24 protein-coding genes are annotated in these 26,928 nt (G+C 71.7%); 15 read left to right on the top strand and 9 right to left on the bottom strand.

The features are described 5' to 3' along the window. The 8 genes from P8T65_RS12190 to P8T65_RS12155 all read left to right on the top strand — a co-directional run bounded on the left by P8T65_RS12190 (window position 1) and on the right by P8T65_RS12155 (window position 8,455). Entirely contained in the window at window positions 1-2,736 is a 2,736-nt protein-coding gene (locus tag P8T65_RS12190) for a DNA translocase FtsK (RefSeq protein ID WP_316725416.1), read from the top strand. A 324-nt stretch (window positions 2,737-3,060) separates the two neighbouring features. Further along, window positions 3,061-3,927 (top strand): RodZ domain-containing protein, encoded by an 867-nt coding sequence (locus P8T65_RS12185; RefSeq protein WP_316725415.1) that lies wholly within the window; start codon window positions 3,061-3,063, stop codon window positions 3,925-3,927. 122 nt (window positions 3,928-4,049) lie between these two features. Then, a complete protein-coding gene (gene rimO, locus P8T65_RS12180; protein WP_316725414.1) occupies window positions 4,050-5,531 on the top strand; it encodes a 30S ribosomal protein S12 methylthiotransferase RimO in 1,482 nt (493 codons plus the stop codon). Further along, complete coding sequence (gene pgsA / locus P8T65_RS12175; protein ID WP_316725413.1) at window positions 5,528-6,274, top strand: CDP-diacylglycerol--glycerol-3-phosphate 3-phosphatidyltransferase; 747 nt, start codon at window positions 5,528-5,530, stop codon at window positions 6,272-6,274. Before rimO ends, pgsA begins: the two co-directional genes overlap by 4 nt. Further along, window positions 6,271-6,816, top strand: a complete 546-nt coding sequence (locus tag P8T65_RS12170; protein WP_316725412.1) for a CinA family protein — start codon at window positions 6,271-6,273, stop codon at window positions 6,814-6,816. The genes pgsA and P8T65_RS12170 overlap by 4 nt, the downstream gene beginning before the upstream one ends. A gap of 109 nt (window positions 6,817-6,925) precedes the next feature. Continuing rightward, window positions 6,926-7,303, top strand: coding sequence for a helix-turn-helix domain-containing protein (locus tag P8T65_RS12165; RefSeq protein WP_086752029.1), 378 nt, complete (start codon window positions 6,926-6,928; stop codon window positions 7,301-7,303). Between the two features lie 200 nt (window positions 7,304-7,503). Next, the gene (locus P8T65_RS12160) at window positions 7,504-7,974 is read left to right on the top strand and encodes a DNA starvation/stationary phase protection protein (RefSeq protein ID WP_316725411.1); all 471 of its coding nucleotides are present in this window, start codon (window positions 7,504-7,506) and stop codon (window positions 7,972-7,974) included. A 187-nt stretch (window positions 7,975-8,161) separates the two neighbouring features. Continuing rightward, entirely contained in the window at window positions 8,162-8,455 is a 294-nt protein-coding gene (locus P8T65_RS12155) for a hypothetical protein (protein ID WP_316725410.1), read from the top strand. Here P8T65_RS12155 and P8T65_RS12150 read toward each other — a convergent pair. From P8T65_RS12150 to P8T65_RS12140, 3 genes are all read right to left on the bottom strand, one after another. Beyond that, on the bottom strand, window positions 8,403-9,167 hold the full coding sequence (locus P8T65_RS12150) for an SDR family NAD(P)-dependent oxidoreductase (RefSeq protein WP_230212706.1): 765 nt from the start codon (window positions 9,165-9,167) through the stop codon (window positions 8,403-8,405). The genes P8T65_RS12155 and P8T65_RS12150 overlap by 53 nt on opposite strands. Window positions 9,168-9,232: 65 nt before the next feature. Then, window positions 9,233-10,096, bottom strand: coding sequence for a DNA-formamidopyrimidine glycosylase family protein (locus P8T65_RS12145; protein WP_316725409.1), 864 nt, complete (start codon window positions 10,094-10,096; stop codon window positions 9,233-9,235). 123 nt (window positions 10,097-10,219) lie between these two features. Next, entirely contained in the window at window positions 10,220-15,139 is a 4,920-nt protein-coding gene (locus P8T65_RS12140; RefSeq protein ID WP_316725408.1) for an ATP-dependent helicase, read from the bottom strand. A gap of 200 nt (window positions 15,140-15,339) precedes the next feature. Between P8T65_RS12140 and P8T65_RS12135 the strand changes: the two genes are divergently transcribed. Genes P8T65_RS12135 through P8T65_RS12125 form a run of 3 tightly spaced genes read left to right on the top strand, consistent with a single transcriptional unit; the run spans window position 15,340 to window position 17,422 of the window. Then, window positions 15,340-16,248, top strand: a complete 909-nt coding sequence (locus P8T65_RS12135) for an AraC family transcriptional regulator (protein WP_316725407.1) — start codon at window positions 15,340-15,342, stop codon at window positions 16,246-16,248. Between the two features lie 29 nt (window positions 16,249-16,277). Further along, complete coding sequence (locus P8T65_RS12130; RefSeq protein WP_316731560.1) at window positions 16,278-17,117, top strand: AzlC family ABC transporter permease; 840 nt, start codon at window positions 16,278-16,280, stop codon at window positions 17,115-17,117. Beyond that, window positions 17,114-17,422 (top strand): AzlD domain-containing protein, encoded by a 309-nt coding sequence (locus tag P8T65_RS12125; protein WP_316725406.1) that lies wholly within the window; start codon window positions 17,114-17,116, stop codon window positions 17,420-17,422. The genes P8T65_RS12130 and P8T65_RS12125 overlap by 4 nt, the downstream gene beginning before the upstream one ends. 60 nt (window positions 17,423-17,482) lie before the next feature. Here P8T65_RS12125 and P8T65_RS12120 read toward each other — a convergent pair whose 3' ends face one another. After that, window positions 17,483-18,427, bottom strand: a complete 945-nt coding sequence (locus P8T65_RS12120) for a hypothetical protein (RefSeq protein ID WP_184900057.1) — start codon at window positions 18,425-18,427, stop codon at window positions 17,483-17,485. 79 nt (window positions 18,428-18,506) lie between these two features. Between P8T65_RS12120 and P8T65_RS12115 the strand changes: the two genes are divergently transcribed. From P8T65_RS12115 to recX, 4 genes are all read left to right on the top strand, one after another. Further along, on the top strand, window positions 18,507-18,701 hold the full coding sequence (locus tag P8T65_RS12115) for a DUF3046 domain-containing protein (protein ID WP_184900059.1): 195 nt from the start codon (window positions 18,507-18,509) through the stop codon (window positions 18,699-18,701). Between the two features lie 94 nt (window positions 18,702-18,795). Continuing rightward, window positions 18,796-20,148, top strand: a complete 1,353-nt coding sequence (locus tag P8T65_RS12110; protein ID WP_316725405.1) for an AI-2E family transporter — start codon at window positions 18,796-18,798, stop codon at window positions 20,146-20,148. Window positions 20,149-20,429: 281 nt separating this feature from the next. Then, on the top strand, window positions 20,430-21,560 hold the full coding sequence (gene recA / locus P8T65_RS12105; protein ID WP_316725404.1) for a recombinase RecA: 1,131 nt from the start codon (window positions 20,430-20,432) through the stop codon (window positions 21,558-21,560). A 3-nt stretch (window positions 21,561-21,563) separates the two neighbouring features. Next, the gene (gene recX, locus P8T65_RS12100; protein WP_316725403.1) at window positions 21,564-22,442 is read left to right on the top strand and encodes a recombination regulator RecX; all 879 of its coding nucleotides are present in this window, start codon (window positions 21,564-21,566) and stop codon (window positions 22,440-22,442) included. A gap of 67 nt (window positions 22,443-22,509) precedes the next feature. On the opposite strand, the gene P8T65_RS12095 is transcribed toward recX, so the two are convergent. The 5 genes from P8T65_RS12095 to P8T65_RS12075 all read right to left on the bottom strand — a co-directional run bounded on the left by P8T65_RS12095 (window position 22,510) and on the right by P8T65_RS12075 (window position 26,807). Then, complete coding sequence (locus tag P8T65_RS12095) at window positions 22,510-23,049, bottom strand: cysteine dioxygenase (protein ID WP_316725402.1); 540 nt, start codon at window positions 23,047-23,049, stop codon at window positions 22,510-22,512. Between the two features lie 80 nt (window positions 23,050-23,129). Further along, the gene (locus P8T65_RS12090) at window positions 23,130-23,216 is read right to left on the bottom strand and encodes a putative leader peptide (protein ID WP_316731559.1); all 87 of its coding nucleotides are present in this window, start codon (window positions 23,214-23,216) and stop codon (window positions 23,130-23,132) included. Window positions 23,217-23,319: 103 nt separating this feature from the next. Beyond that, on the bottom strand, window positions 23,320-25,011 hold the full coding sequence (locus tag P8T65_RS12085) for an FAD-dependent monooxygenase (protein WP_316725401.1): 1,692 nt from the start codon (window positions 25,009-25,011) through the stop codon (window positions 23,320-23,322). A 198-nt stretch (window positions 25,012-25,209) separates the two neighbouring features. Further along, entirely contained in the window at window positions 25,210-26,133 is a 924-nt protein-coding gene (locus tag P8T65_RS12080; protein WP_316725400.1) for an amino acid ABC transporter permease, read from the bottom strand. Continuing rightward, the gene (locus P8T65_RS12075; protein ID WP_184900073.1) at window positions 26,130-26,807 is read right to left on the bottom strand and encodes an amino acid ABC transporter permease; all 678 of its coding nucleotides are present in this window, start codon (window positions 26,805-26,807) and stop codon (window positions 26,130-26,132) included. Before P8T65_RS12075 ends, P8T65_RS12080 begins: the two co-directional genes overlap by 4 nt. Window positions 26,808-26,928 lie beyond the last annotated feature (121 nt).

Raw genomic sequence — 26,928 nt, 5'->3', positions numbered from 1 at the left:
ATGGCCTCACGTCAGTCCGCAGCGAAGAAGCCGCCCGCGAAGAAGGCGGCCGCTCCGACGAAGGCTCCGGCGAAGAAGGCCCCCGCGAAGAAAGCCGCCGCCAAGAAGGCACCCGCCAAGAAGGCGACGGCGAAGAAGGCGGCCCCTCCGAAGCCGGCGCCCAATCCGACCGGAGGCGTGTACCGACTGGTACGCGCCATCTGGCTCGGTGCCGCGCACGCCGTCGGCGCCGTCTTCCGCGGCATAGGGCAGGGCGCGCGGAATCTCGACCCGGCGCACCGCAAGGACGGCGTCGCGCTGCTGCTGCTCGCGCTCGCCCTGATCGTCGCCGCCGGCACCTGGTCGAACCTGCGCGGCCCGGTCGGTGATCTCGTAGAGATGCTGGTCACCGGCGCCTTCGGCCGACTCGACCTGCTGGTGCCGATACTGCTCGCGGTCATCGCCGTGCGGTTCATCCGGCACCCCGAGAAGCCCGAGGCCAACGGCCGGATCGTCATCGGCCTGTCCGCGCTCGTCATCGGCATCCTCGGCCAGGTCCACATCGCCTGCGGCTCGCCCGCCCGCAGCGTCGGCATGCAGGCGATAAGGGACGCCGGAGGCCTCATCGGCTGGGGCACGGCCACCCCGCTGACGTACACCATGGGCGAGGCCCTCGCCGTGGCGATGCTCGTGCTGCTCACGGTCTTCGGCCTGCTCGTCGTCACCGCCACGCCGGTCAACGCGATCCCGCAGCGACTTCGGCTGCTCGGCCAGAAGCTGGGCATCATCGCCGACGACGAGGACGACGACGAGTACGGCGAGGACGACGCGCGCTACGAGGAACAGTGGCGCGACAGCCTGCCCGCGCGCTCCCGTCGGCGCGGCTCCGCCCCCGGGCCGTACGACCCCGACGGCGCCGAGCAGGAGGCCCTCACCCGGCGCCGCCCGAGGCGCTCCGCCGTGCGGCAGCCCGATCCGGACCGGCCGATGGACGCCGTGGACGTGGCCGCGGCGGCCGCCGCCGCGCTCGACGGGGCGGTGCTGCACGGCATGCCGCCCTCGCCGGTGGTCGCCGACCTCACCCAGGGCGTCACCGTGGGGGACCGGGAGGAGACCACGCCCGTTCCGGCCGCGCGCAGCAAGCCGCCCCAGCAGGAGCCCCCGGCCGCCAAGCCGCCCAAGGGTGCCCGGCAGGACGCCCTGGTGCCGGACCTGACCAAGAAGGCACCGGACGAGCCCCGCGAGCTGCCGGCGCGAGCCGAGCAGCTCCAGCTCTCCGGCGACATCACCTACGCGCTGCCCTCGCTCGACCTCCTGGAGCGGGGCGGCCCTGGCAAGGCGCGCAGCGCCGCGAACGACGCCATAGTGGCCTCCCTGTCGAACGTGTTCTCCGAGTTCAAGGTCGATGCCTCGGTCACCGGCTTCACCCGCGGGCCGACGGTCACGCGCTACGAGGTCGAGCTGGGGCCGGCGGTCAAGGTCGAGCGGATCACCGCGCTCACCAAGAACATCGCCTACGCCGTCGCCAGCCCGGACGTACGGATCATCAGCCCGATTCCCGGCAAGTCGGCCGTCGGCATCGAGATCCCCAACACCGACCGCGAGATGGTCAACCTCGGCGACGTCCTGCGCCTCGCGGACGCGGCCGAGGACGACCACCCGATGCTGGTCGCGCTCGGCAAGGACGTCGAGGGCGGCTATGTGATGGCCAATCTGGCGAAGATGCCGCATGTGCTCGTCGCGGGTGCGACCGGCTCCGGTAAATCGTCGTGCATCAACTGCCTGATCACGTCGATCATGGTCCGTGCGACGCCCGAGGACGTCCGCATGGTCCTCGTCGACCCCAAGCGCGTCGAGCTGACGGCCTACGAGGGCATCCCGCACCTCATCACGCCGATCATCACCAACCCCAAGCGGGCCGCCGAGGCGCTCCAGTGGGTCGTGCGCGAGATGGACCTGCGCTACGACGACCTGGCCGCGTTCGGCTACCGGCACATCGACGACTTCAACGAGGCCATCAGGAACGGCAAGGTGAAGCTGCCCGAGGGCAGTGAGCGAGAGCTCCAGCCGTACCCGTATCTGCTGGTCATCGTGGACGAGCTGGCCGACCTGATGATGGTGGCGCCGAGGGACGTCGAGGACGCGATCGTCCGTATCACCCAGCTGGCGCGCGCGGCCGGCATCCATCTGGTGCTCGCCACCCAGCGGCCGTCCGTGGACGTCGTCACCGGTCTCATCAAGGCGAACGTGCCCTCCCGGCTCGCCTTCGCCACATCCTCGCTCGCCGACTCCCGCGTCATCCTCGACCAGCCGGGGGCCGAGAAGCTGATCGGCAAGGGCGACGGGCTGTTCCTGCCGATGGGGGCGAACAAACCGACCCGTATGCAGGGCGCGTTCGTGACCGAGGACGAGGTCGCGGCCGTCGTCCAGCACTGCAAGGACCAGATGGCGCCCGTCTTCCGGGACGACGTCACCGTGGGCACCAAGCAGAAGAAGGAGATCGACGAGGAGATCGGCGACGACCTCGACCTGCTGTGCCAGGCGGCCGAGCTGGTCGTCTCCACGCAGTTCGGCTCGACCTCCATGCTCCAGCGCAAGCTGCGCGTCGGCTTCGCCAAGGCCGGGCGGCTGATGGACCTGATGGAATCCCGGGGCGTCGTCGGACCGAGCGAAGGCTCCAAGGCACGTGACGTTCTTGTGAAACCCGATGAGCTGGACGGCGTGCTCGCCGTGATCCGGGGGGAGACTGAGGCGTAAGGGCCGCAGCGGTATCGCGGAGGGGCGCGACAGGCGCGCACGGCAGGAGAAAACCGGTTGTCCGGCGGGCAGAACACGGATGGGACTACAGCATCCGGGTATTCGAACGTGACTCACCCGTAAGGAAATGGTGAGCAACCGTTTCCCTCCGTCGCACGTCAAGTTGGACGAGGGGACAGCCCCGTGCCCGCACCCTCACCACCAGCAGGATGTCCGGCCATTCTGATGGCGTACAAAGTCCCACCGCCCGGTTGCCCCACCCTTTCGTACCCCCCCTAGACTGAACCCCCAGCACAGGTGGCTACACGCTCGAAAGGCGCCCCCGTGTCCATCGGCAACTCCCCTGACGGCAACTTCCCCGAAGACGAGCGTCCGTTCGAAGACGACCGTGACGAACGCTCGGCGGAACGCCCCTCGATCGGCCGTGCCCTCCAGCAGGCACGCATCGCGGCCGGGCTGACCGTCGACGACGTCAGCAACGCCACCCGGGTCCGCATCGCCATCGTGCACGCGATCGAGCAGGACGACTTCGCCCCCTGCGGTGGCGACGTCTACGCGCGCGGTCACATCCGCACCCTCGCGCGCGCGGTGCGCATCGACCCCGCGCCACTCCTCGAACAGTTCGCGGAGGCGCACGGCGGGCGGCCCGCGCCGACCCCGGCGGCCCCGCTGTTCGAGGCGGAGCGGATCCGTCCCGAACGGCGCGGCCCCAACTGGACCGCCGCCATGGTCGCCGCGATCGTCGCGGTGATCGGCTTCGTCGGCTTCACCGCGTTCAACGGCGGAGACGACGACGGCTCCACCACCCAGGTCGCCGAGGGCTCCACCCCGACCACCGGAAAGTCCCCCTCGCCGACGCCCAAGGCCGACAAGCCCGACGCCGACCCGAAGCCCGACCCGACCGACAGCGCCATCGCGGCCGCGCCCCGCGACAAGGTGACCGTGCAGGTCAGCGCCTCCGACGGGCGCAGCTGGATCTCCGCCAAGGACCACAACGGGCGGTTCCTGTGGGACGGCCTGCTCAAGCAGGGGCAGTCCAAGACCTTCCAGGACAGCTCCCGGATCGACCTCGTCCTCGGTGACGCCGGGGCCGTCCAGCTCTACGTCAACGGCAAGAAGATCAAGGACGACTTCCAGCCCGGCCAGGTCGAACGTCTGACGTACACGAAGGGCGACCCGGAGGTCGGCTGAGCCCGCTGGGCGTCCGGAGCGGACGTACGGACGGCGCACAGGGAAACGCGGGTACGGGGTTGGCCAAGATCGGCCAACCCCGTCGACGTGGGCTGTCACTGGGACGAAGTAGTCTTGAGCCCATGCCTGAACGCCGTACCGTCGCACTCGTCACTCTTGGCTGCGCCCGTAACGAGGTGGACTCGGAGGAGCTCGCAGGCCGCTTGGAGGCGGACGGCTGGGAGCTCGTCGAGGACGCCGAGGAAGCGGACGTCGCGGTCGTCAACACCTGTGGCTTCGTCGAGGCCGCCAAGAAGGACTCCGTCGACGCCCTCCTGGAGGCCAACGACCTCAAGGGACACGGCAGAACCCAGGCCGTCGTGGCGGTCGGCTGCATGGCGGAGCGGTACGGCAAGGAACTGGCCGAGGCGCTGCCCGAGGCCGACGGCGTGCTCGGCTTCGACGACTACGCCGACATCTCCGACCGTCTCCAGACCATTCTGAACGGCGGCATCCACGCCTCGCACACCCCGCGCGACCGGCGCAAGCTGCTGCCGATCAGCCCGGCCCAGCGGCAGGAGTCCGCGGCCGAGGTCGCGCTTCCCGGGCACGCCCCCGTCGATCTTCCGGAAGGCCTCGCTCCGGCTTCGGGGCCCCGGTCCCCGCTGCGCCGCCGTCTGGACGGCTCGCCCGTCGCCTCCGTGAAGCTCGCCTCCGGCTGCGACCGCCGCTGCTCCTTCTGCGCCATCCCCTCCTTCCGCGGCTCCTTCATCTCGCGCCGCCCCTCGGACGTGCTGAACGAGACGCGCTGGCTCGCCGAGCAGGGCGTCAAGGAGGTCATGCTGGTCTCCGAGAACAACACTTCGTACGGCAAGGACCTCGGCGACATCCGGCTGCTGGAGTCCCTGCTGCCCGAGCTCGCCGAGGTCGACGGCATCGAGCGGGTGCGCGTCAGCTACCTTCAGCCCGCCGAGATGCGGCCCGGCCTCATCGACGTGCTCACCTCCACGCCCAAGGTCGCGCCCTACTTCGACCTCTCCTTCCAGCACTCCGCCCCCGCGGTGCTGCGCTCGATGCGCCGCTTCGGCGACACCGACCGGTTCCTGGAGCTGCTGGACACCATCCGTGGCAAGGCCCCCGAGGCCGGCGTCCGGTCCAACTTCATCGTGGGCTTCCCCGGTGAGACCGAGGCGGACCTCGCGGAGCTGGAGCGGTTCCTGAACGGCGCGAGACTGGACGCCATCGGTGTCTTCGGGTACTCCGACGAGGAGGGCACCGAAGCGGCGACGTACGACAACAAGCTGGCCGAGGACGTCGTCGCCGAGCGTCTCGCGCGGGTCTCGCGACTGGGCGAGGAACTGGTCTCGCAGCGTGCCGAGGAGCGTGTCGGACAGACCGTGCGTGTCTTGGTCGAGTCGGTCGACGGAGACGAGGGCGCCTACGGCCGCGGCGCGCACCAGGCGCCCGAGACGGACGGCCAGGTGCTGTTCACGAACGGCGAGGACCTGAGCGTCGGCCTTATGGTCGAGGCGAAGGTGGTCGGCACGGAAGGCGTCGACCTGGTGGCCGAGGTGCTTCCGGGCTCGCTCGCCTCTCCCGCGTGTACTGAGGAGGCGGCCAGATGACGGGAGTCCCGGCATCCGCGGCGGGCGGCACCTCCGGCGCCAAGAGCGCAGCGAGCGCCTCAGGCGTTCCCGGCGCCCCGAGCGCCGCCGCCCCCAGCGCTGCCGGGGAGGCGCGACCCGTCCGTGGCGGGAAGCTGGGAGCTGCCGCCGTCAACCAGGCCAGCCTCTGGAACATCGCGAACATCCTGACCATGGTCCGCCTGGTTCTCGTGCCGGGCTTCGTCGTCCTGATGCTCATGGACGGCGGATACGACCCGGTCTGGCGGGCCTGGGCGTGGGCCGCCTTCGCCGTCGCCATGATCACCGACGTCTTCGACGGCCATCTGGCCCGGACGTACGACCTCGTCACCGACTTCGGGAAGATCGCCGACCCCATCGCCGACAAGGCGATCATGGGCGCCGCCCTGATCTGTCTGTCCTATCTCGGTGATCTGCCGTGGTGGGTGACCGGCGTCATCCTCGGCCGGGAGCTGGGCATCACCCTCCTGCGGTTCGTCGTCATCCGGTACGGCGTCATTCCCGCGAGCCGGGGCGGCAAGCTGAAGACCCTGACCCAGGGCATCGCCGTCGGGATGTACGTGCTGGTGCTGGAGGGGCCCCTGGCGACCATGAGGTGGTGGGTGATGGCCGCGGCGGTCGTCCTGACCGTGGTCACCGGGCTCGACTATGTGAGACAGGCCATTGTGCTGCGCCGACGCGGAACAGCCGAGCGCGAGGCCGCGGCGGAGGGAGCGGAACGTTGACTTCCACGGCCGCCGAAGTGCTGCGACTACTGACAGTGAGGGGAGAGACGCTCGCCGTCGCGGAGTCGCTGACCGGTGGTCTGGTCGCGGCCGCCCTCACCGCGGTCCCCGGTTCCTCGAAGGCCTTCCGGGGCTCGGTCACCGCGTACTCCACCGAGCTGAAGCACCGGTTGCTGGATGTCGACACCACCCTCCTGGATCAGCGGGGAGCGGTGGATCCGCAGGTCGCGGTGGAGATGGCGCGGGGCGTCCGCACGGCGCTCGGTGCCGACTGGGGGATTTCGACCACCGGTGTGGCGGGCCCGGAACCCCAGGACGGCCGGCCCGTCGGCACGGTCTATGTGGCCGTCGCCGGACCGTCCACAGCCGAATCCGGCGTATCAGGTGGCGGGAAAGTGTCGTCGTTGCGGTTGAACGGCGGCCGGACGGAAATCCGTATGGAGAGTGTACGGAGCGTACTCGCACTGCTCCTTCAGGAGCTTGCGGGCGAACAGACCGGGAATGAGCGGGCACAGGATACGGAACAGAACGGGGGGACTTGATGTTTGCAGCCCTGAGTGAACACAACAGCGCTCCCCGCACGGCCGCAGCGCAAGGCGGTACGGTGGGGCGTGAAGGATGCGGCTACGCGGTCCGAGGAGGGAGCCACCGATGATTCTGCTCCGTCGCCTGCTGGGTGACGTGCTGCGTCGGCAGCGCCAGCGCCAGGGCCGTACTCTGCGCGAAGTCTCCTCGTCCGCCCGAGTCTCACTCGGCTATCTCTCCGAGGTGGAGCGGGGGCAGAAGGAGGCTTCCTCCGAGCTGCTCTCCGCCATTTGCGACGCGCTGGACGTACGGATGTCCGAGCTCATGCGGGAAGTGAGCGACGAGCTCGCCCTTGCCGAGCTGGCCCAGTCCGCAGCGGTCACCGAGCCGGTGCCAGCACCAGTGCGCCGACCCATGCTCAACTCCGTCTCGGTGGCCGGTGTGCCGCCGGAGCGGGTCACGATCAAGGCGCCCGCCGAAGCGGTGGACGTCGTCGCGGCGTGACCTGCCGCGACCTGGGTGCATGACACCGGCACGCGCCGGTGAAGCGGTAGAAGCGAAGCGGGAGCCCCGGTCGGGGGCCTCCAGGGAGACCTGGGGGGTGTCGGCCGGGGCTTTTGTGTTGCCTGGGGCTCCCGTTTGCCGGGGTGGGGGTGTGCCGTCATGGTGGTCGTACGGTCGTCTCAAGAATCCGGAGCGTGCTGATGAACGTGGTGAAGAGCCCGCTGTCCGAGGCCGATCTCAAGACCGTCTCCGAGGCGCTGCAAGGTGCCCTGGTCGATCTTGTCGAACTATCTCTGGTGGCCAAACAGATCCACTGGAACGTCGTCGGGCCGCGTTTCCGCTCCGTCCATCTCCAGCTCGACGAGGTCGTGGACACCGCACGGCTGCACTCCGACACGGTCGCCGAACGTGCCTCCACCCTCGGTGTCCCGCCGGACGGGCGGGCCGGGACGGTCGCCGGGAGCAGCGGTATCGGCAGGGTGCCGGACGGCTGGGTCAAGGACGCGGACGCGGTGGGGATCCTGGTGGACGCGCTCGGCGCGGTGATCACTCGGATGCGGACGCGGGTGGAGAGCACCGCGGAGCCGGATCCGGTGAGCCAGGACATCTTCATCCAGATCACGGCGGATCTCGAGAAGCACCACTGGATGTTCCAGGCGGAGAACGGGTAACGCGGCGCGGGTGGCCGGTGAGGGCGTGAGGACGGCGGTGAGTGGCTGCGGGGCGCACCGGGCGCACCGGGGGCGCGGTCCGTATGAGGGGGCCGTGCGTCCCTGTGCCGGTGGTGCGCCCTCTCCGGCCGTGACGAGGGCCGTCTAGCGTCGTTCTGGGGGCCCGAAGGCCTTGGAGGTGGCGGCCATGCGAATAGCTCGCTGGGGGGCGGCTCTGGGGCTCGGTGCGCTGTGGTGGTGGGGTGTGCTGCGACTCGCGCTGGTGCCGGACGCCGGCGCGGTGGAGGGGGCGGTCGCGGCCGGGGGGTGGGGGCTGAGTCTCCTGCCTGTCCACTGCGTGCCGAAGGGGCGGGCTCGCGAACGGTCGGGGGGCGCGTCAGGGGGCGCGGGGGGTGGTCCTGTTCTGGGGGGCGCGGTGGGGGCCGTGGTCACCAGGGCATGGCCACCCCGCCGTTCGGGCGGAGGATCTGACCCGTCGTGAACGCCGAGGCGTCGGAGGCGAGGTGCAGCACGGCGTGGGCGATGTCGTCGGGTTCGCCGACCCGGCTCAGCGGTGACAGCCGGGCCATGCGGGACTCGGTCCGCGCCTGTGCTTCGCTGTCGTGGCGGTCGGTCATGGGTGTGCGGATCCAGCCCGGGGCCACGGCGTTGACGCGGATGCCGTGCGGGCCGACCTCGGTCGCCAGGGTCCTCGTCAGCTGGACCACCGCCGCCTTGGTCACGCCGTAGCAGAGGAGTCCCGGACCGCCGGTGTCGACGGCGCCGGAGGCCATGGTGACGATGCTGCCCCGAGTCCCGTCGGTGATCATTCGGCGGGCCGCTTCCTGGCAGGCGTGCAGCACTCCCTTGAAGTTGACGCTCCACACCCGCTCCAGGTCCTCGTCGCGGGTCTCCAGTACCGGGCTGCTGTGCATGATCCCGGCGATCGCCGCCATCACATGGAGACGCTCGCAGGCGGCCACCGCCCGCGCGAGCTGGGCGCGGTCGGTGACGTCGAGGTGGTGGACATGGGCGGTGCCGCTCCTGGCCTTGATCAGGGTCGCCGTCTCGTGCAGGCCCTGCGCGTCACGGTCCGCGCAGTGCACCGATGCGCCCGCCTCGGCGAGCAGTACCGCCGAGGCACGGCCGATACCGCTGCCGGCGCCGGTGACGAACGCGGTGCGGCCGGTGAGGTCGTACGCCGGGATGGGCATGAGGCGACGGTACGAGTGTTTCTGACGGTCCGTCAATTAGTGGTGGCGCCTCGGGCGTTACGGGCCTACGGGTACGACCTCGGGTTCGACGTGCGGCCACGGGGGCTCGGGCGGGGCGTTCTGGCAGTACCGGGGGCCGGGGCCGGCCCCGACTGGCAGGTGGGGCACCAGTACGTGGGACGTTCCCGGGAGCCGTCGCCCTGGTCGGTCGCGCGGACGGGGGTCTGGCAGCGCAGGCATGGGCGGGGGGCACGGCCGTAGACGAACAGGTCGTGGCGGCGGTGGCCGGTGGTGCTGCGGATCGGGCGTTCGCGGTTGGCTTCGAGGAGCTTCTTGGCGACGCCGGGCAACCGGGCGGCGAGCTCCTCCGGGAGGGCGCCGACCGGGAGCCAGGGGGTGACCCGGAGCAGGAAGCAGAGCTCGCTCTTGTAGACGTTGCCGATGCCGGCGAGATTGCGCTGGTCCAGTAGCGCCTCGCCGAGGGGGCGCGCGGGATCGCTCAGGAGGTTGGTGAGGGCGCGGTCGGGGTCCCAGTCAGGGCCGAGCAGGTCGGGGCCGAGGTGGCCCACGACGCGCTGCTCGTCGGCGGTGCGCATCAGCTCCAGCACGGGGAGGCGGTAGCCGACGGCCGTGCGGTCGACGGTGCCCAGGATGGCGCGGATCTGGTGCGCCGGGCCGCCGCGCCAGCGCTCGTCGTTGGCGTACACCTTCCAGGAGCCGTCCATCCGCAGGTGGGAGTGGAGGGTCAGGTCCCCTTCGATACGGGTGAGGAGGTGCTTGCCCCGGGGGGTGACGTCCAGGATGGTGCGGCCGGTGAGGTCGGCCGTGGCGAACCTCGGGACCCTCAGGTCGGAGCGGGACAGGACCTTGCCGACGAGGGCGGTGTGGAGTCGTCTCGCCGTCTGCCAGACGGTGTCACCTTCGGGCATGGGTCAAGGGTGGCATGTCGGTGGGATCGCGTGCGTGGTGGCGGATGGGATCGGGTGTCCGGTGGGGCATGCCGCCGCGTGTGGCGAGACGGTCCCGCCTCCCTGAGGGCGGGGTCGTGCGGTTCACGCGCGGATGCGCAGGCCGCGGGGGGTCGCGATGAAGCCTGCTCCTTCCAGGAGGGGGCCGTGGGGGGAGGTGAGGGCGGAGGTGCCGTTCACGCGTTCCACCGTGACCGTGCCCAGGGAGCCCGCGCGGGCCGCCGCGGAGAGGGCCTCGGCGGCCGGGCGCAGCCGGGGGTCGTCGAGCGGTCTGGCGTCGGGATCGGCGGGCCAGGCCAGGAGGGTCTTGCCGCCGCGCTCCATGTAGAGGGTCAGCTCGCCGTCGACCAGGACGACCAGGGAACCCGCCTTGCGGCCCGGTTTGTGTCCGGCCTCGGTGGGCGGGTCGGGCCACGGGAGGGCGGCCCCGTAGGCGTTCGCGGGGTCGGCGGCGGCCAGGACGACGGCTCGCGGGGAAGGCGTGGGGCGGGTGCGGTGCGGGGGGCGGCCGGTGCGGGCGTACGGGCCGGCTTGGGCGGACGTGTGGTGGCCGTCGGGGATGCCGTCCGGGGCGTACGGGGAGTCGAGACCGGGGTCGAGGTCGGGAAGGTCGGCGCCAACGGCGGGGAAGGGGGTGCCGGAGGCGTCGGAGAAGGTGTCCCACGGGTCCTGGGCCTGGTCCCGGGGCTGTGTCGCGGGGTGGGCGTCGTCGGCGAAGGGGTACGGGGTCTGGCTCGGAACGGGCTCGTTGCGTTCGCGGGCGTTGGACACCGCGCGGAGGCGGTCCACGGCGCCGTCCATCGCGAACTGGGCGGCGCCCAGGCCCTCGACGACGTAGCCACGGCGGGCCTGGCCGCTCTCCTCGAAGACGGAGAGGACCCGGTAGACCGCGGAGAAGCCGCCCTCGACGCCCTCGGCGCCCACGGCTCCCCGGGTCACCACGCCGTGGCGGTCGAGGAGGGTGCGGGCCAATGCGTGGGCGCGGACGGTGGGGTCGGGTTCGTGGGCGGGGAGGAGGGACCACCGGCCGGCGACCGTGGGCGGGCCCGTACGGGACTGGGGGCGCGCGGCGGCGGTCAGCGAGCCGTATCGACCGCGGGGGACCATGCGCTTGGCGCGGTGGGCGGTGGAACCCGCCGTGCGGCCCGAGCCGAGGAGGGAGCGCATGGGGGTGAGGGTGTCGTTGGTCAGTCGGCCGGACCAGGCCAGGTCCCAGACGGCGTCGGCCAGTTGGGGATCGGTGCTGTCGGGGTGGGTGGTCGCGCGGACCTGGTCGGCGATCTGGCGGAAGAAGAGGCCGTAGCCGCCGGAGAGCGCGCTCAGGACCGACTCGTGGAGAGCGGTCAGCTCCAGGGGGTGCGGCGGTGGGAGGAGGAGCGGGGCCGCGTCCGCCACGTACAGCGAGACCCAGCCGTCCTTGCCGGGGAGGGCTCCGGCCCCGGCCCAGACGATCTCTCCGGACGCGGTGAGTTCGTCGAGCATCGCCGGGCTGTAGTTGGCCACCCGGGACGGCAGGACCAGCTTCTCGAGGGCGGAGGCGGGCACGGAGGCGCCCTGGAGCTGTTCGATCGCGCGGACCAGGCCGTCGACGCCGCGCAGTCCGTGGCCGCCGCCCACGTGCTGCCACTGGGGCAGGAACTGGGCGAGCGCGGCGGGCGGAACCGGCTCCAGCTCATGGCGCAGGGCCGCCAGCGAGCGGCGCCGCAGCCGGCGCAGCACGGCCGCGTCGCACCATTCCTGGCCGATGCCCGCCGGGTGGAACTCGCCCTGCACGACACGGCCGTTCGCCGCCAGGCGGTGCAGGGCGCCGTCCGTGACGGCCACGCCGAGGCCGAAGCGGGCGGCGGCCATGGCCGAGGTGAACGGGCCGTGGGTGCGCGCGAACCTGGCCAGCAGGTCGCCGAGGGGGTCCTTGACCGGCTCGGTGAAGGCCTCCGGCACGCCGACCGGCAGGGCGGTGCCGAGCGCGTCCCGCAGGCGGCCCGCGTCCTCGATCGCCGCCCAGTGGTCGGTGCCGGCGACGCGGGCCCGGATGGCGCGGCGGGACCCGGCGAGCTCCGGTGCCCACTGCGGTTCGGCGCCCCGCTCGGCCAACTCGGCGTCCGTGAGGGGGCCGAGGAGGCGGAGCAGGTCCGCGACGCCTTCGGCGTCCTTGACGCGGCGGTCCTCGGTGAGCCACTGGAGCTCCCGCTCCAGCTCGGTCAGCACCTCGGCGTCGAGCAGCTCCCGCAGCTCCGCCTGGCCCAACAGCTCGGCGAGCAGCCGGGAGTCCAGGGACAGGGCGGCCGCGCGGCGCTCGGCGAGCGGGGAGTCGCCCTCGTACAGGAACTGGGCGACGTAGCCGAAGAGGAGGGAGCGGGCGAAGGGGGAGGGCTCCGGGGTGGTGACCTCGACGAGGCGGACCTTGCGGGACTCGATGTCGCCCATCAGCTCGGTCAGTCCGGGGACGTCGAAGACGTCCTGGAGGCATTCGCGGACCGCCTCCAGGACGATCGGGAACGAACCGAACTCGCTGGCCACCTGCAGCAGCTGGGCCGCGCGCTGGCGCTGCTGCCACAACGGCGTGCGCTTGCCGGGATTGCGGCGGGGCAGCAGGAGCGCACGGGCGGCGCACTCGCGGAAGCGGGAGGCGAACAGGGCCGAGCCGCCCACCTGGTCGGTGACGATCTGGTCGACCTCGCCCTTGTCGAAGGCGACGTCCGCGGCGCCGAGCGGGGCCTGCTCGGCGTCGGCCGCCGTGTTCAAGGGTGTGCCCGCCTTCATGGGCTCCATGTCGAGCAGGTCCAGGCCCATCAGGTCGGCGTCGGGCAGACGCAGCACGATGCCGTCGTCGGCGTGCATCACCTGGGCGTCCATGCCGTACCGCTCGGAGAGCTTGGCGCCGAGGGCGAGGGCCCAGGGGGCGTGGACCTGGGCGCCGAAGGGCGAGTGGACGACGACCCGCCAGTCGCCCAGCTCGTCGCGGAAGCGTTCGACGACGATGGTGCGGTCGTCCGGCACATGGCCGCAGGCCTCGCGCTGCTCGGTCAGGTAGGAGAGCACGTTGTCCGCGGCCCAGGCGTCCAACCCCGCGGTCAGCAGACGCAGCCGGGCGTCCTCCTCGGACAGGGAGCCCACCTCGCGCAGGAACGCGCCGACGGCGCGGCCCAGTTCGAGCGGGCGGCCGAGCTGGTCCCCCTTCCAGAAAGGCAGCCGGCCCGGGACACCCGGGGCTGGGGAGACCAGCACCCGGTCCCGCGTGATGTCCTCGATGCGCCAGGAGCTGGTGCCGAGGGTGAACACGTCCCCGACCCGGGACTCGTACACCATCTCCTCGTCCAGCTCACCGACCCGGCCGCCGCCCTTCTTGGGGTCGGAGCCCGCGAGGAAGACTCCGAAGAGGCCCCGGTCCGGGATCGTGCCCCCGGAGGTGACGGCGAGCCGCTGGGCTCCCGGGCGGCCCGTGATCGTGCCGGCGACCCGGTCCCACACCACGCGCGGGCGCAACTCGGCGAAGGCGTCGGACGGGTAGCGGCCCGCGAGCATGTCGAGGACGGCGGTGAACGCGGACTCGGGCAGCGACGCGAAGGGGGCCGCGCGGCGGACCGTGGCGAGGAGGTCGTCGAACTGCCAGGTGTCCATCGAGGTCATGGCGACGACCTGCTGCGCCAGGACGTCCAGGGGGTTGCCCGGGATCCTCATGGACTCGATGGAGCCGCTGCGCATCCGCTCGGTGACCACGGCCGACTGGACCAGATCGCCTCGGTACTTGGGGAAGACCACACCCGTGGAGACCGCGCCCACCTGGTGTCCCGCGCGGCCCACGCGCTGCAGGCCCGAGGCGACCGACGGGGGCGACTCCACCTGCACGACGAGATCCACCGCGCCCATGTCGATGCCCAGTTCGAGGCTGGAGGTGGCGACCACGGCCGGCAGCCGACCCGCTTTCAGATCCTCCTCGACCAGGGCGCGCTGCTCCTTGGAGACCGAGCCGTGGTGGGCGCGGGCGAGGACCGGGGACGCTCCCTGAGCCGCGCCCGAGCCGCCCATCAGCTCCGCCGGGGCGTGGTGCTCGTCCAGCGGTTCGCCGGTGGCACGCTCGTACGCGATCTCGTTGAGCCGGTTGCACAGCCGCTCCGCGAGGCGGCGGGAGTTGGCGAAGACGATCGTGGAGCGGTGGGCCTGGACGAGGTCGGCGATCCGCTCCTCCACGTGCGGCCAGATCGACGGCCGTTCCGCGCCCTCGTTGGCATCCGCGACCGGCGAGCCGCCCAGCTCGCCCAGGTCCTCCACCGGAACGACCACCGACAGGTCGAACTCCTTGCCGGACGGCGGCTGGACGATCTCCACCCTGCGGCGCGGCGAGAGATAGCGCGCGACCTCGTCGACGGGACGCACGGTGGCCGACAGCCCGATGCGACGGGCCGGCCGGGGCAACAGCTCGTCGAGCCGCTCCAGGGACAGGGCCAGGTGGGCGCCGCGTTTGGTGCCCGCGACGGCGTGCACCTCGTCCAGGATCACGGTCTCCACGCCCGTGAGGGCGTCGCGCGTGGCCGACGTCAGCATCAGGAACAGCGACTCGGGGGTGGTGATCAGGATGTCCGGCGGACGGGTCGCCAGGGCCCGCCGCTCGGCGGCCGGTGTGTCCCCGGAGCGGATGCCGACCTTCACCTCGGGCTCGGGCAGCCCCAGGCGCACCGACTCCTGACGGATGCCGGTCAGCGGACTGCGCAGGTTCCGCTCGACGTCCACCGCGAGGGCCTTCAGCGGTGACACGTACAGCACCCGGCAGCGCTTCCGGGGGTCGGCCGGGGGCGGGCTGGACGTCAGCTGGTCCAGCGCGGCCAGGAACGCGGCCAGCGTCTTGCCGGAGCCGGTCGGGGCGACCACCAGCACGTCCGAGCCCTCGCCGATCGCCCGCCACGCCCCCGCCTGGGCCGCGGTGGGCGCGGAGAAGGCCCCCGTGAACCAGCCGCGGGTCGCGGGTGAGAAGCCGTCGAGGGCTCGATCTGCGGAGCTGACCATGCCCCCATCCTGCACCCGACCACTGACAACGGCTCGGACCTGGGCAAATGGTTCGGGGCGGGGCGGGGCGGGGCGGGGCGGGGCGGGGCGGGGTGAGGGGGCGGGGACGCGGGGACCGGGGCGGAGGACTGCGGTCGGGGGAGGGGCCGAGGGCCGGGGCCCGTGGGGTTCGTCGTTCGGCCCGGTCGCAGAATGGGGGTATGGCAGGTCGGGTGGAACAGGCGAGGCACTGGCGGTACGCGGAACTGCCCGGGGTCGACCTGCTGCGGGCGACCTACGTCGAGAAGAAATTCGTGCGGCACACCCACGAGAGCTTCGTGATCGCGGCCATCGCCGACGGCGTCGACGTGTTCCACCACGGCGGCGCCGACCGGTACGCGGGTCCGGGCAGCCTGGCCCTCGTCAACCCGGACACCCCGCACACCGGTCGCGCGGGTGTGCCCGAGGGCTGGCGGTACGGCGTGGTCTACCCGTCGGCGGACGTGGTGGCCGCGATCGCCGCCGATACCACCACGATCCGCGGCACCCCCGGTTTCGTCAGTCCGGTGCTCGACGACCCGTACGCCGCCGGTCTCGTCCACCAGGTGCTGCGGGCCGTCGACGAGGGCAACGCGCTGGCCGCGGACACCCTGCTGCGGGTCGCCGTGACGCGGTTGCTGCGCCTGAACGGCGGGCCGCTGCCCCGACGCCCCGTCCGCACGGCAGGCGCCTCCGTCGCGGCACGCGCGCGTGCCGTGCTGTCGGAGCGGATGGTCGACCCGCCGACCCTGGAACGGCTCGCCGCCGACCTCGGCACCAGTCCCTTCGCGTTGCTGCGCGCCTTTCGGGCGGCCTACGGCATGCCGCCGCACGCCTGGCTGACCGACGCCCGCGTCCGGCGGGCGCGGAGCCTGCTCGACGCGGGCACGGCTCCGGTCGATGCCGCCGTCGCCGTCGGCTTCACGGACCAGCCGCACCTCAACCGCCACTTCAGCCGGATCGTCGGCGTGCCTCCGGGGGCCTACCAGCGCGAACGCGTGGGCGGTCCCGGAGGCGGGCGTGAGGGGGCGGAGGACGCGCAAGGAGGCACGGGCGGCGCTCGGGGGCGCAAGAACGTACAAGACCGATAGCGCCGACGGCTCGTACCGTCCGGTGCGTGGTGAATGAACAGACACGTCTCGCCGAGACACAAGACGACGGTGGCGGTACGAAGTCCGACGGAGCGGTCGTCCGGGACTCGCTCGGAGTCGGGGTGGCCGTCGGCCTGTCCGGGTTCGCCTTCGGGGTGACCTCGGCCGGCAGCGGGCTCAGCCTGATCCAGACCTGCTCGCTGAGCCTCCTGGTGTTCACCGGGGCCTCCCAGTTCGCCCTGGTGGGCGCGCTCGCGGCCGGGGGCAGCCCCTTCACGGCTGCCGCCGGGGCCTTCTTCCTGGGCGTGCGCAACGCGTTCTACGGGCTGCGCCTGTCCCAGATGCTCGCCCTCCCGCGCGCGGTGCGGCCGTTCGCGGCCCAGTGGGTCATCGACGAGACCACGGCCGTCGCCCTTGCCCAGCCCACGCGCCGGGCCGGCCGTATCGGCTTCACCGTCACCGGTCTCACCCTGTACGTGCTGTGGAACCTCAGCACGCTGCTCGGCGCGCTCGGCGCCGAGGCCATCGGCGACACCGGCGCCTGGGGGCTAGACGCGGCGGGACCCGCCGTATTCCTGGCCCTCCTCGCGCCGATGCTGAAGACCGCCGGGGAGCGCGCCGTCGCGGGCATCGCCGTCGTCCTGGGGCTTGGGCTGCTGCCAGTCCTGCCGGCCGGAGTCCCGGTCCTGGTCGCCGCGACGGCAGCCCCGGTCGTGCTCTGGGCGGAGGGGCGTCGACGCGGGGCCGCCGGTGCGCGGGTGGCCCGCCGGAAGGGAGGCGGTCGGCCGGAGGACGGGCAGGACGACGGCGGGCCCGACCCGCAGGGCGAGGACGGCCTGCGCGGTGACAGGCAGGGGGACGCCCGGTGAACGTCTGGACCGCGGTCGTCGCCACCGCCGTCGGCTGCTACGCGGTCAAGCTGATCGGCCTGATGGTGCCCGAGGGCGTCCTGGAACGCCCCTCCGCGCGCCGCCTCGCCGCCCTGGTGCCCGTGGCCCTTCTCGCCGCACTCACGGCCCAGCAGACCTTCGCCGTCGGCCACGACCTGGTGGTGGACGCGAGGGCCGCGGGGCTCGCCGCGACCGCCCTGGCGCTCCTCTGGCGCGCGCCCTTCCTGATCGTCGTGGGCGCAGCCGTGCTCGTGACGGCGGGGGTGCGGGCGATCACGGGCTGACGCCCGCCACGACTGTCGTACGACCGCATGACGCACCGGGCGGCCCTGCGGCAGCGGGCCTCAGCCGATCGGACGTCCGTACGCGCGCAGCGTACGCAGTGCCTCGATCGTCACGATCGGGCGGCTCTCCATGGCCGTGCTCGGTGCCCACTGGCGCCAGCGGATCGGCCAGCCGCCGTCGTCCGTCTGCTCGCTCGCCAGGAAGTCGAGGGAACGGGACATCTCCTCGTCGGTGAACCACGCGCGCGCGAGGGACTCCGGGGTGGGCGCGAAGTCGTGCGGGTAGTGGTGCTCGCCAGGTGCGTAACCGGCCGACACCGGGAAGTCGCCGGGCCGCTCCGGATCCAGCGCGGCGAGCCGGTGCTCGCGGACCAGGCGGCCGAGCCGGTCGGCGGCGGCCCGCGCGCGCGGGCGGTCCGGCACCGATTCCAGGAACGCCACCGCGGCGTGCACCTCGTAGGGGTGCGACTTCTCCAGGGACTCGACCGCCTGCCAGCAGAAGTCGGTGGCCCGGAACAACCACGCGTGCCACACCTGGTTGCGGTGCAGCAGGCCGACCACGGGCCCGGTGGCCAGCAGATCACTGGGCGGGTCGTCGACGATCGGCACGAACGGGGCCGCCGGATAGCCGCGCTGGCTGGGGTGCACCGCGGGGAGCGCGCCGTCCGGCGTCGACACCGACGTCAGATAGCGGCACACGCGCTCCACCCGCTGTCCGCCGCAGCGCCCGATCGAGTCCAGGACGCGCAGCGCGTGCCCGGTGTGCAGCGGCTGGCTCACGGGGCCGCGCAGATCGGGTTCGAGCGCGTGCCCGTAGCCCTCGTCGGCGTTGCGGTAGGCGGCCAGCGCGGTCTCCACCGCGTCGGCGCTCCCCTCCAGGAAGTGGTAGGCGAAGCGGCGCTGCTCCAGCACGCGCGCGGTCAGCCAGATGAACTGCTCGGCGCGAGCCAGCGGGGTGTGCGCCGGGGACGACGAGGGGAGTGGGGATGCTCCGGTTTCGGCCATGGTTCCGACCGTAGAGCGGAAAGCGGTATCGGAAAGCCGTCCCGGGCAGGCCCACCCCCTGGGGCGGGATACTGGAGTCATGCGGTTGACGGTCTTCTGGCAGCGGATGGCGGAGCACTTCGGTGCGGGGTACGCCGACACCTTCGCGCGCGATCATGTGATGTCCGACCTCGGCGGACGCACGGTCCACGAGGCGCTGGACGCGGGCTGGGAGGCCAAGGAGGTGTGGCGCGTGGTGTGCGCGACCATGGGCGTTCCCGCCGAAAACCGCTGAAAAGCCCGGGACTTCACCACGCGGACGTCGGTCGTTGCACCGGAGGATCAGGGGGCGGCGACTGATTGTCGGTGGCGTGGGCGAAACTTGGTGCGTGGCTCCCACAGACGAGACCGCGAGGTCCCAGCAGCAGGCACCTCCGCCAGGTACGACACCTCCCGTCGGCACGCCGGCCGACCCGGGTCCCGGTGCCGTGCCCAGCGGCCGTATGCCGCGCTGGCTGCCGCGCGCGATGGTGCTCGCGCTCTCCCTCGTAGCCGTCTTCCAACTGGGCAGTTGGGCGTTCCACCAGCTGATCGGACTGCTGGTCAACATCCTCATCGCGTTCTTCCTGGCGCTCGCGATCGAGCCCGCCGTGAGCTGGATGGCCTCGAAGGGGCTGCGCAGGGGCTTCGCCACCTTCCTGGTCTTCCTGATCACCCTGATCGGGGCCGCGGGGTTCGTCACCCTGCTCGGCTCGATGCTGGCCGGCCAGATCATCAAGATGGTCGAGGACTTCCCGGCGTACCTCGACTCCGTCATCAGCTGGATCAACACCACCTTCCACACCGAGCTCAAGCGGGTCGACATCCAGGAGGGGCTGCTGCGCTCCGACTGGCTCCAGAAGTACGTGCAGAACAGCGCGACGGGCGTCCTCGACGTCTCGGCGCAGGTCCTGGGCGGTCTCTTCCAACTGCTGACGATCGCGCTGTTCTCGTTCTACTTCGCCGCCGACGGACCACGGCTGCGGCGTGCGCTGTGCTCCGTGCTGCCGCCCGCGAAGCAGGCCGAGGTGCTGCGCGCGTGGGAGATAGCCGTGGACAAGACCGGCGGCTATCTCTACTCACGCGGCTTGATGGCGCTGATCTCCGGCGCGGCGCACTACGTCCTGCTGGAGTACCTCGACGTGCCCTACGCGCCCGCGCTCGCGGTCTGGGTCGGCCTGGTCTCGCAGTTCATCCCGACCATCGGCACCTATCTCGCGGGCGCGCTGCCGATGCTGATCGCCTTCACGATCAACCCGTGGTACGCGCTGTGGGTCCTCGTCTTCGTGGTCATATACCAGCAGTTCGAGAACTATGTGCTGCAGCCCAAGCTGACCGCCAAGACCGTGGACATCCACCCGGCCGTCGCCTTCGGGTCGGTCATCGCGGGCACCGCCCTCCTCGGGGCGGTCGGCGCGCTCATCGCCATTCCCGCCATCGCCACCCTGCAGGCCTTCCTCGGGGCGTACGTGAAGCGGTACGACGTCACGGACGACCCCCGGGTGCACGGGCACCGCAGATCCGGCTCCCGCAACCTCCTCAGGCGACTGCGCAGATTCCTGGAGGAGAAGGCGAACCGGCTGCCCCCGACGAACCGCCCGACGGACGACCCCGAGGCCCAGGCCGGGTCCGAGCCCGACGCCGGGTCCGAGCCCGACGCCGGGGCCAAGGGCGGCGCCCAGCCGGAACGCAGCGCTCCGTAGGGTGTGGCCTCCGGGCGTCGCGGCCGCACAGGAAGGCCCGTCGAAGCGGTCCGAGGTTCTGTGGAAGTCCTCCGGACGGCCCGTGGTGTCGCTTGACACTAAATTCGAACATCCATTCTTATGGAGCCTCCGGCGTGGCTGTCGACGGGAGTTCGGCAGGGTTTTCGTGGAGAAGTGCCCGAGTTATCCACAGGCCGGGCGGGCGTCGGGGCCCATTGTCAGTGGCAGGCGTTAGCGTCTTTCACGTGAAGCGATCGACTCAAGCAAACCGGGTGGAACCCATGGCAGGAACCGACCGCGAGAAGGCGCTCGACGCCGCGCTCGCACAGATTGAACGACAATTCGGCAAGGGCGCGGTCATGCGCATGGGCGACCGGTCCAAGGAGCCCATCGAGGTCATCCCGACCGGTTCGACCGCACTCGACGTGGCCCTCGGCGTCGGCGGCCTGCCGCGTGGCCGAGTGGTGGAGGTGTACGGACCGGAGTCCTCCGGTAAGACGACCCTGACGCTGCACGCGGTGGCGAACGCCCAGAAGGCCGGCGGCCAGGTCGCCTTCGTGGACGCCGAGCACGCCCTCGACCCCGAGTACGCGAAGAAGCTCGGCGTCGACATCGACAACCTCATCCTGTCCCAGCCGGACAACGGCGAGCAGGCCCTGGAGATCGTGGACATGCTGGTCCGCTCCGGTGCCCTGGACCTCATCGTCATCGACTCCGTCGCAGCCCTCGTCCCGCGCGCGGAGATCGAGGGCGAGATGGGCGACAGCCACGTCGGTCTGCAGGCCCGGCTGATGAGCCAGGCCCTGCGGAAGATCACCAGCGCGCTCAACCAGTCCAAGACCACCGCCATCTTCATCAACCAGCTCCGCGAGAAGATCGGCGTGATGTTCGGCTCCCCGGAGACCACTACCGGTGGCCGGGCGCTGAAGTTCTATGCCTCGGTACGACTCGACATCCGCCGCATCGAGACCCTCAAGGACGGCACGGACGCGGTCGGCAACCGCACCCGCGTCAAGGTCGTCAAGAACAAGGTCGCGCCGCCCTTCAAGCAGGCCGAGTTCGACATCCTCTACGGCCAGGGCATCAGCCGTGAGGGCGGCCTGATCGACATGGGCGTGGAGCACGGCTTCGTCCGCAAGGCCGGCGCCTGGTACACGTACGAGGGCGACCAGCTCGGCCAGGGCAAGGAGAACGCCCGCAACTTCCTGAAGGACAACCCCGATCTCGCCAACGAGATCGAGAAGAAGATCAAGGAGAAGCTGGGCGTCGGCGTCCGGCCCGAGGAGCCCACCGGCGAACCGGGCACGGACGCGGCGGGCGCGGCCCCGGCCACCGCTGACGACGCCGCGAAGGCGGTGTCCGCTCCGGCTGCCAAGGCCACCAAGACCAAGGCCACGGCGGCGAAGAGCTAGTCCGTGACGCGCAGAACGGACTGGGGCGAGTACGCGTATCCCAGTGCTCCCGAGACCCGGGGGCGCGGGGGTACCGGCGGGGGTACCGGGGGATTCGGCGCGGACCGGCACGGGGACGAGGAGTTCCGACCGTACGACGACGGCGGTGACGGCGACGTCGTACGGCGGGAGGACGGCCCGCGCTCCGAGGGTCCGGCCGTCGGCAGCCGTCGGCGCGGAGGCGGCCCCTCGCGCGGTGCGGGCGGCGACGCGCGTGGCAGACGCGGCGGTCGGGGCGGTCGGCGGCGTGGCTTCAGGGAACAGGGGGACGGCCCGGACGACGGGGGGCCGCAGGACGAGGGCTCGTCTTTCTCGTCGAGGGCCGAGAAAGGCGAGTCCTCAGGGGACCCGGCTGAGCGGGCGCGCGCGATCTGTCTGCGCCTGCTCACCGGGACCCCACGCACTCGGAAACAACTGGCGGACGCCCTGCAGAAACGGGAGATCCCGGAGGACGTGGCGCAGGAGGTGCTGTCGAGGTTCGAGGAGGTCGGACTGATCAACGACAGCGCGTTCGCCGACGCCTGGGTCGAGTCCCGGCACCACGGTCGAGGCCTGGCACGCAGAGCCCTCGCCAGGGAGCTGCGCACCAAGGGCGTCGACTCGGCGCTGATCGACGAGGCCGTCTCCCAGCTCGACTCGGAGCAGGAGGAGACCACCGCGCGCGAACTGGTCGCCCGCAAACTGCGCTCCACCCGTGGCCTCGACCGCGACAAGCGCCTCCGCCGCCTCGCCGGCATGCTCGCCCGCAAGGGCTACGCCGAGGGCATGGCCCTGCGCGTGGTCCGGCAGGCGCTGGAGGAGGAGGGGGAGGAGACGGAGGGGCTGGAGGACGAGGGGTACTGAGGCGAGGGATGCCGCCTCCGCGTGCAGGGGAAGGGGGAACGAGCTGGGGCCGCTGGGGGCCCCGGACTCACTGCCAGTCGGACGGGCGCTCGACGTGTTCCAGGCGCAGCACCTGGCCCGTGCGGCTGAAGCGGCGGATGCGGGGGAGGGGCGGGTAGTAGGCGTGGACGGAGATCGCGTGCTCCTCGCGGGACTCGTTGAGCACCTCGTGGACGTGGTGACGTCCGAAGGAGCGCCCCTTGCCGGCGGACAACTGCCGCTCGCGGTCGACGCCTTCGGTGAGCTCGAGGGTCTTCCAGCCGTCGCTGGGCAGCCGGACGGCGAGCGAGTACTCCTTGAGTTCGCCCGCCGCGGCGACGAAGGCGCCCACCGAGTCGGCGTGGTCGTGCCAGCCGGTTCCCGTGCCGGGCGGCCAGCCGATGAGCCAGGCCTCGCTGCCGCCGGGGCCTTCGAGCCGTACCCAGGTACGGCCCTCGGGGTCGAGCGGAAGGGACGCGATCAGCTCGGCGTCGGCGGCGGTCCGGCGCGCGAAGCCGAGCAGTTCCGCCTGCGTGGGGGCGGAGACGGCGGAAGTGGAAGTGGGGGGAACAACGGGGGACACAGACACGGGTACCGTCCTGAGGTGCGTTCGCTCGCGAGCGCGCGGCCTCATATGACCGGCGCGCGCGAAAGAAGAGGGATGCGAAGTCAGCAGGACGGACGACACACGCAGCCCGCATAGCGGACGAGGTCCATATGGACCCTCCGCCACAGGCGCGTAGAGGTGTCGGTCACGGACCGGAGTAGACCATGACCGGGCGGGACGGTCAACTCACCGTCACTATGTGGACACAGGGTTACGGATGTCGGCGACGGGGCCGGGGCTCACGAGGGCGTCTCAACGTGCGCTCGTCGCCGCGTCGCTGGTCTGAGGCTGTTGCCTCGCCCCGCCCAGCGTCGCCTCCGCGGCCGCGTACAGGTCGGCCGGGCGCACGCCGCTCAGGGCGGTGACGAGGTAGCCGTCGGGGCGGACGAGGAGGACGGTGTGGGCGGCCGCGCCCGGGTAGGCCTCGGCGACCAGCAACTCGGCGGGCCGCGGCAGGGCGGAGACGGCGGCGGCGAGCCGGGGCATGATCCCGGCGCTCATCCAGTGCTTGCGCTCCCACACCCCGGTGCCGGGCGCGATCAGTACGACCAGCAGCGCCCCGCGTCCGAGCCGGTCCCGCAGCGGGACGAAGGTGCCGTCCTCCGCCGTCACCTCCACATCCACGACCTGGGTGCCCGGCAGCGTGTCGACCGGTGTCTCCCCGTCGGCGGGCGGAGGCATGAGCGGTGAATCGGAGTACGCCCCCGGCGCACCCAGTGCCCCGCGCCCCAGGTGGCCGTCGGCCAGCAGTGCGTCGTGGCCCCGGGCCGAGCCGGGGACGTACGACCGCAGCCCCTTGCCGCCGCGCAGCAGCGGCAGCACCTGGTCGGCGGCGCGCAGCCGGGCGGCGACGACCGCGCGCCGCTCCGTCTGGTAGCTGTCGAGCAGGGACTCGTGCGGGCCGTGGTGCCAGGCGAGGGCCAGTTTCCAGGCGAGGTTGTCGGCGTCCCGCAGTCCCTCGTCGAGACCCTGGGTGCCGAGGGCCCCGAGCAGGTGCGCGGCGTCGCCGGCGAGGAAGACCCGGCCCACCCGCCAGCGCCGGGCGAGCCGGTGGTGCACGGTGTGGACACCGGTGTCGAGCAGGTCGTACGGCGGTGTCGAGCCGCCCGTCCAGCCGGCGAGGGTCTCGCGGACGCGGGCCACGAGCAGTTCGGGCGTCACGAGCTCCTTGCCCGGTGGCAGGAGCCAGTCGAGGCGCCAGAGACCTTCGGCGAGGGGCCGCGCGGTGATCTCCCCGCCGGACGGGCCCGCCGTGCGCCAGGGCGGCATGCGGTGCAGCAACGCTTCGCCCGGCCAGGGGAGTTCCGCGCGCAGTGCCGCCACCGCGTGCCGTTCCACCGCCGTACGGCCGGGAAAACGGATGTCCTGGAGCTTGCGGACCGTCGAGCGGGGGCCGTCGCACCCCACCAGGTAACTGCCGCGCCACCAGGTGCTCTTGGGGCCACGGGTGTGGGCCGTGACGCCGGACTTCTCCTGTTCGAGCGCGTCGAGGCGGCTCTCCACGACGACCTTGACGAGCCGCTCACCGGCGATGGCCTCGCGCAGGGCCGCGGTCAGGACGTGCTGGGCGATGTGGAGCGGGGGGAGGTCGGCGGAACCCTCAACGACGGCGTCGTGGCCGCCGCGCCCAGCCTTCGCGACCTCACGGGGCGGGATGCCCGTCTCCTCGACGTCGGGCTCACCGAATCGGACCTGACGCATCACCTGCTTGCGCCGCATCGACCGCCATCCGGCCCAGCGGAAGCCGAGTCGGGAGAGGGGGGCGCCGGACAACCGTTCCAGCAGTGCGGCCGTGTCCTCGTTCAGGACCACCGTCCGTGCCGGCCGCTGCTCGTCCTTTCCCGGTCCCTCGTCGAGGACCACGGACGGCACGCCCTGGCGCGCCAGCGCGAGGGCGAGCGTGAGCCCCACGGGCCCCGCGCCGACGACGATCACCGGATCCACGGCGCGGCGCCCCCTGCCCGACGTGACGTCCCGGCGGACGTGGGTGAACAGGAAGTTGGAGCAGGGTGCACGATCACAGAACGTATGCAACCCATTGCCGGTGCTTGCGTCAAGTGACGGAGGGCAGTGGCGATCATGCCACTGCCCTCCGGGGAGCGAATCGGGGGACATCCTGGGCGGATGTCACCTGATCGATCGTCAGGTGTCCTTCTTCTCGACGTAGGTGCCGAGGCCGGGCAGACCGCCGCCCTCCCCACCGGTGGCCGTCGTGCCCCCGACAGCCGCGGCCGGGATGACCGCTCCGGTCGACTTCTTGCCCCGCCGCAGCCGCTGCTCCAGCCAGCTCGCGAAGCTGGTGATGATGAAGTTCAGGACGATGTAGATGATCGCGACGACGACGAAGCTGGGTACGACGTTGGCGTACACCGCCGCCAGCGTCGCGCGTCCGCTGAGCAGTTCGGTGAACCCGATCATCACGCCGCCGAGCGCGGTGTCCTTCACGATGACCACGAGCTGGCTGACGATGGCCGGCAGCATCACCGTGACGGCCTGCGGCAGCAGGATGGAGGACATCGTCTGGCCCTTGCGCAGGCCGATCGCCTGGGCGGCCTCCGTCTGGCCCTTGGGGAGGGCGAGGATACCGGCGCGCACGACCTCGGCGAGGACCGAGGCGTTGTACAGCACCAGACCGGTGACGACCGCCCAGAGCTGCCGTTGCTCGGTGGTGACGTTCATCGAGCGGGCGATGACCTCGTTGGCGAACAGCATCAGCAGCAGGACCGGGATGGCCCGGAAGAACTCGACCACCGCACCGGCCGGGATGCGGACCCACAGGTGGTCGGAGAGGCGCGCGATGCCGAAGAGCGCACCCAGTGGCAGGGCGATCACGATGGAGAGCGCCATGGCCTTGAGCGTGTTGACGAGACCGGGCAGCAGATACGTCGTCCAGGCCTCGGAGGTGAAGAACGGCTTCCAGAGCTTCCACTCCAGCTGGTTCCTGCTGTCTAGCGCTCCCCAGAGCCACCACGCGAGGAGGGCCAGCAGGACGACGAAGACCACCGTGAGGATCACGTTGCGCCGTTTGGCCCGGGGGCCGGGGGCGTCGTAGAGAACGGAACTCATCGCTTCACCGCCAGTCGCTTGCTCAGCCAGCCCAGGATCAGGCCGGTGGGAAGGGTCAGAACCACGAATCCGAAGGCGAAGATCGCGCCGATGAGCAGGGTCTGCGCCTCCTTCTCGATCATGCCCTTCATGAGGTAGGCGGCTTCCCACACACCGATCGCCGCGGCCACGGTCGTGTTCTTGGTCAGCGCGATCAGCACGTTGGCCAGCGGTCCGATGACGGCCCGGAACGCCTGCGGCAGCACGATGAGGCCGAGGACCTGGGTGAAGCTCAGTCCGATGGCGCGTGCCGCCTCGGCCTGACCGACGGGCACGGTGTTGATGCCGGAGCGCAGCGCCTCGCAGACGAATGCCGCGGTGTAGGCCACGAAACCGAGAACGGCGAGTCGGAACGCCGTGAGTTTGACGTCGTTGCCCGCGCCCATCGTCACCCGGAAGATGTCGGCGAGGCCGAGCGAGGTGAAGACGATGATGACGGTCAGCGGGATGTTCCGCACGACGTTCACATAGACGGTGCCGAAGCCGCGCATGAGGGGCACGGGGCTGACGCGCATGGCGGCCAGCAGGGTTCCCCAGATCAGGGAGCCGATGGCTGAGAAGACGGTGAGCTTGACCGTCATCCAGAACGCACCCAAGAAGGTTGGGTCGTTGTAAGTCGAAAGGAAGTCGAACACTGTCTCCCGCGCTTCCGGGTGTGTGGCATACGTGGCAGGCGCAGAGCGCCGCCGCCCTTACCGCGCCTTGCGGCGGGCGGCGGCGCGACAACGAGAACCGCGCTGGTGGCGGATATTCGCT

It is taken from the genome of Streptomyces sp. 11x1 (assembly GCF_032598905.1).
GTDB lineage: Bacteria > Actinomycetota > Actinomycetes > Streptomycetales > Streptomycetaceae > Streptomyces.
This window is presented reverse-complemented; position numbering and strand designations above follow the sequence as displayed.

Coding starts and splice junctions, on each gene's coding strand:
- P8T65_RS12190 (WP_316725416.1), top strand. CDS start 1: ATGGCCTCACGTCAGTCCGCAGCGAAGAAGCCGCCCGCGAAGAAGGCG.
- rimO (WP_316725414.1), top strand. CDS start 4,050: ATGCCTGAACGCCGTACCGTCGCACTCGTCACTCTTGGCTGCGCCCGT.
- pgsA (WP_316725413.1), top strand. CDS start 5,528: ATGACGGGAGTCCCGGCATCCGCGGCGGGCGGCACCTCCGGCGCCAAG.
- P8T65_RS12165 (WP_086752029.1), top strand. CDS start 6,926: ATGATTCTGCTCCGTCGCCTGCTGGGTGACGTGCTGCGTCGGCAGCGC.
- P8T65_RS12160 (WP_316725411.1), top strand. CDS start 7,504: ATGAACGTGGTGAAGAGCCCGCTGTCCGAGGCCGATCTCAAGACCGTC.
- P8T65_RS12155 (WP_316725410.1), top strand. CDS start 8,162: ATGCGAATAGCTCGCTGGGGGGCGGCTCTGGGGCTCGGTGCGCTGTGG.
- P8T65_RS12150 (WP_230212706.1), bottom strand. CDS start 9,167: ATGCCCATCCCGGCGTACGACCTCACCGGCCGCACCGCGTTCGTCACC.
- P8T65_RS12145 (WP_316725409.1), bottom strand. CDS start 10,096: ATGCCCGAAGGTGACACCGTCTGGCAGACGGCGAGACGACTCCACACC.
- P8T65_RS12140 (WP_316725408.1), bottom strand. CDS start 15,139: ATGGTCAGCTCCGCAGATCGAGCCCTCGACGGCTTCTCACCCGCGACC.
- P8T65_RS12135 (WP_316725407.1), top strand. CDS start 15,340: ATGGCAGGTCGGGTGGAACAGGCGAGGCACTGGCGGTACGCGGAACTG.
- P8T65_RS12120 (WP_184900057.1), bottom strand. CDS start 18,427: ATGGCCGAAACCGGAGCATCCCCACTCCCCTCGTCGTCCCCGGCGCAC.
- P8T65_RS12115 (WP_184900059.1), top strand. CDS start 18,507: ATGCGGTTGACGGTCTTCTGGCAGCGGATGGCGGAGCACTTCGGTGCG.
- recA (WP_316725404.1), top strand. CDS start 20,430: ATGGCAGGAACCGACCGCGAGAAGGCGCTCGACGCCGCGCTCGCACAG.
- P8T65_RS12080 (WP_316725400.1), bottom strand. CDS start 26,133: ATGAGTTCCGTTCTCTACGACGCCCCCGGCCCCCGGGCCAAACGGCGC.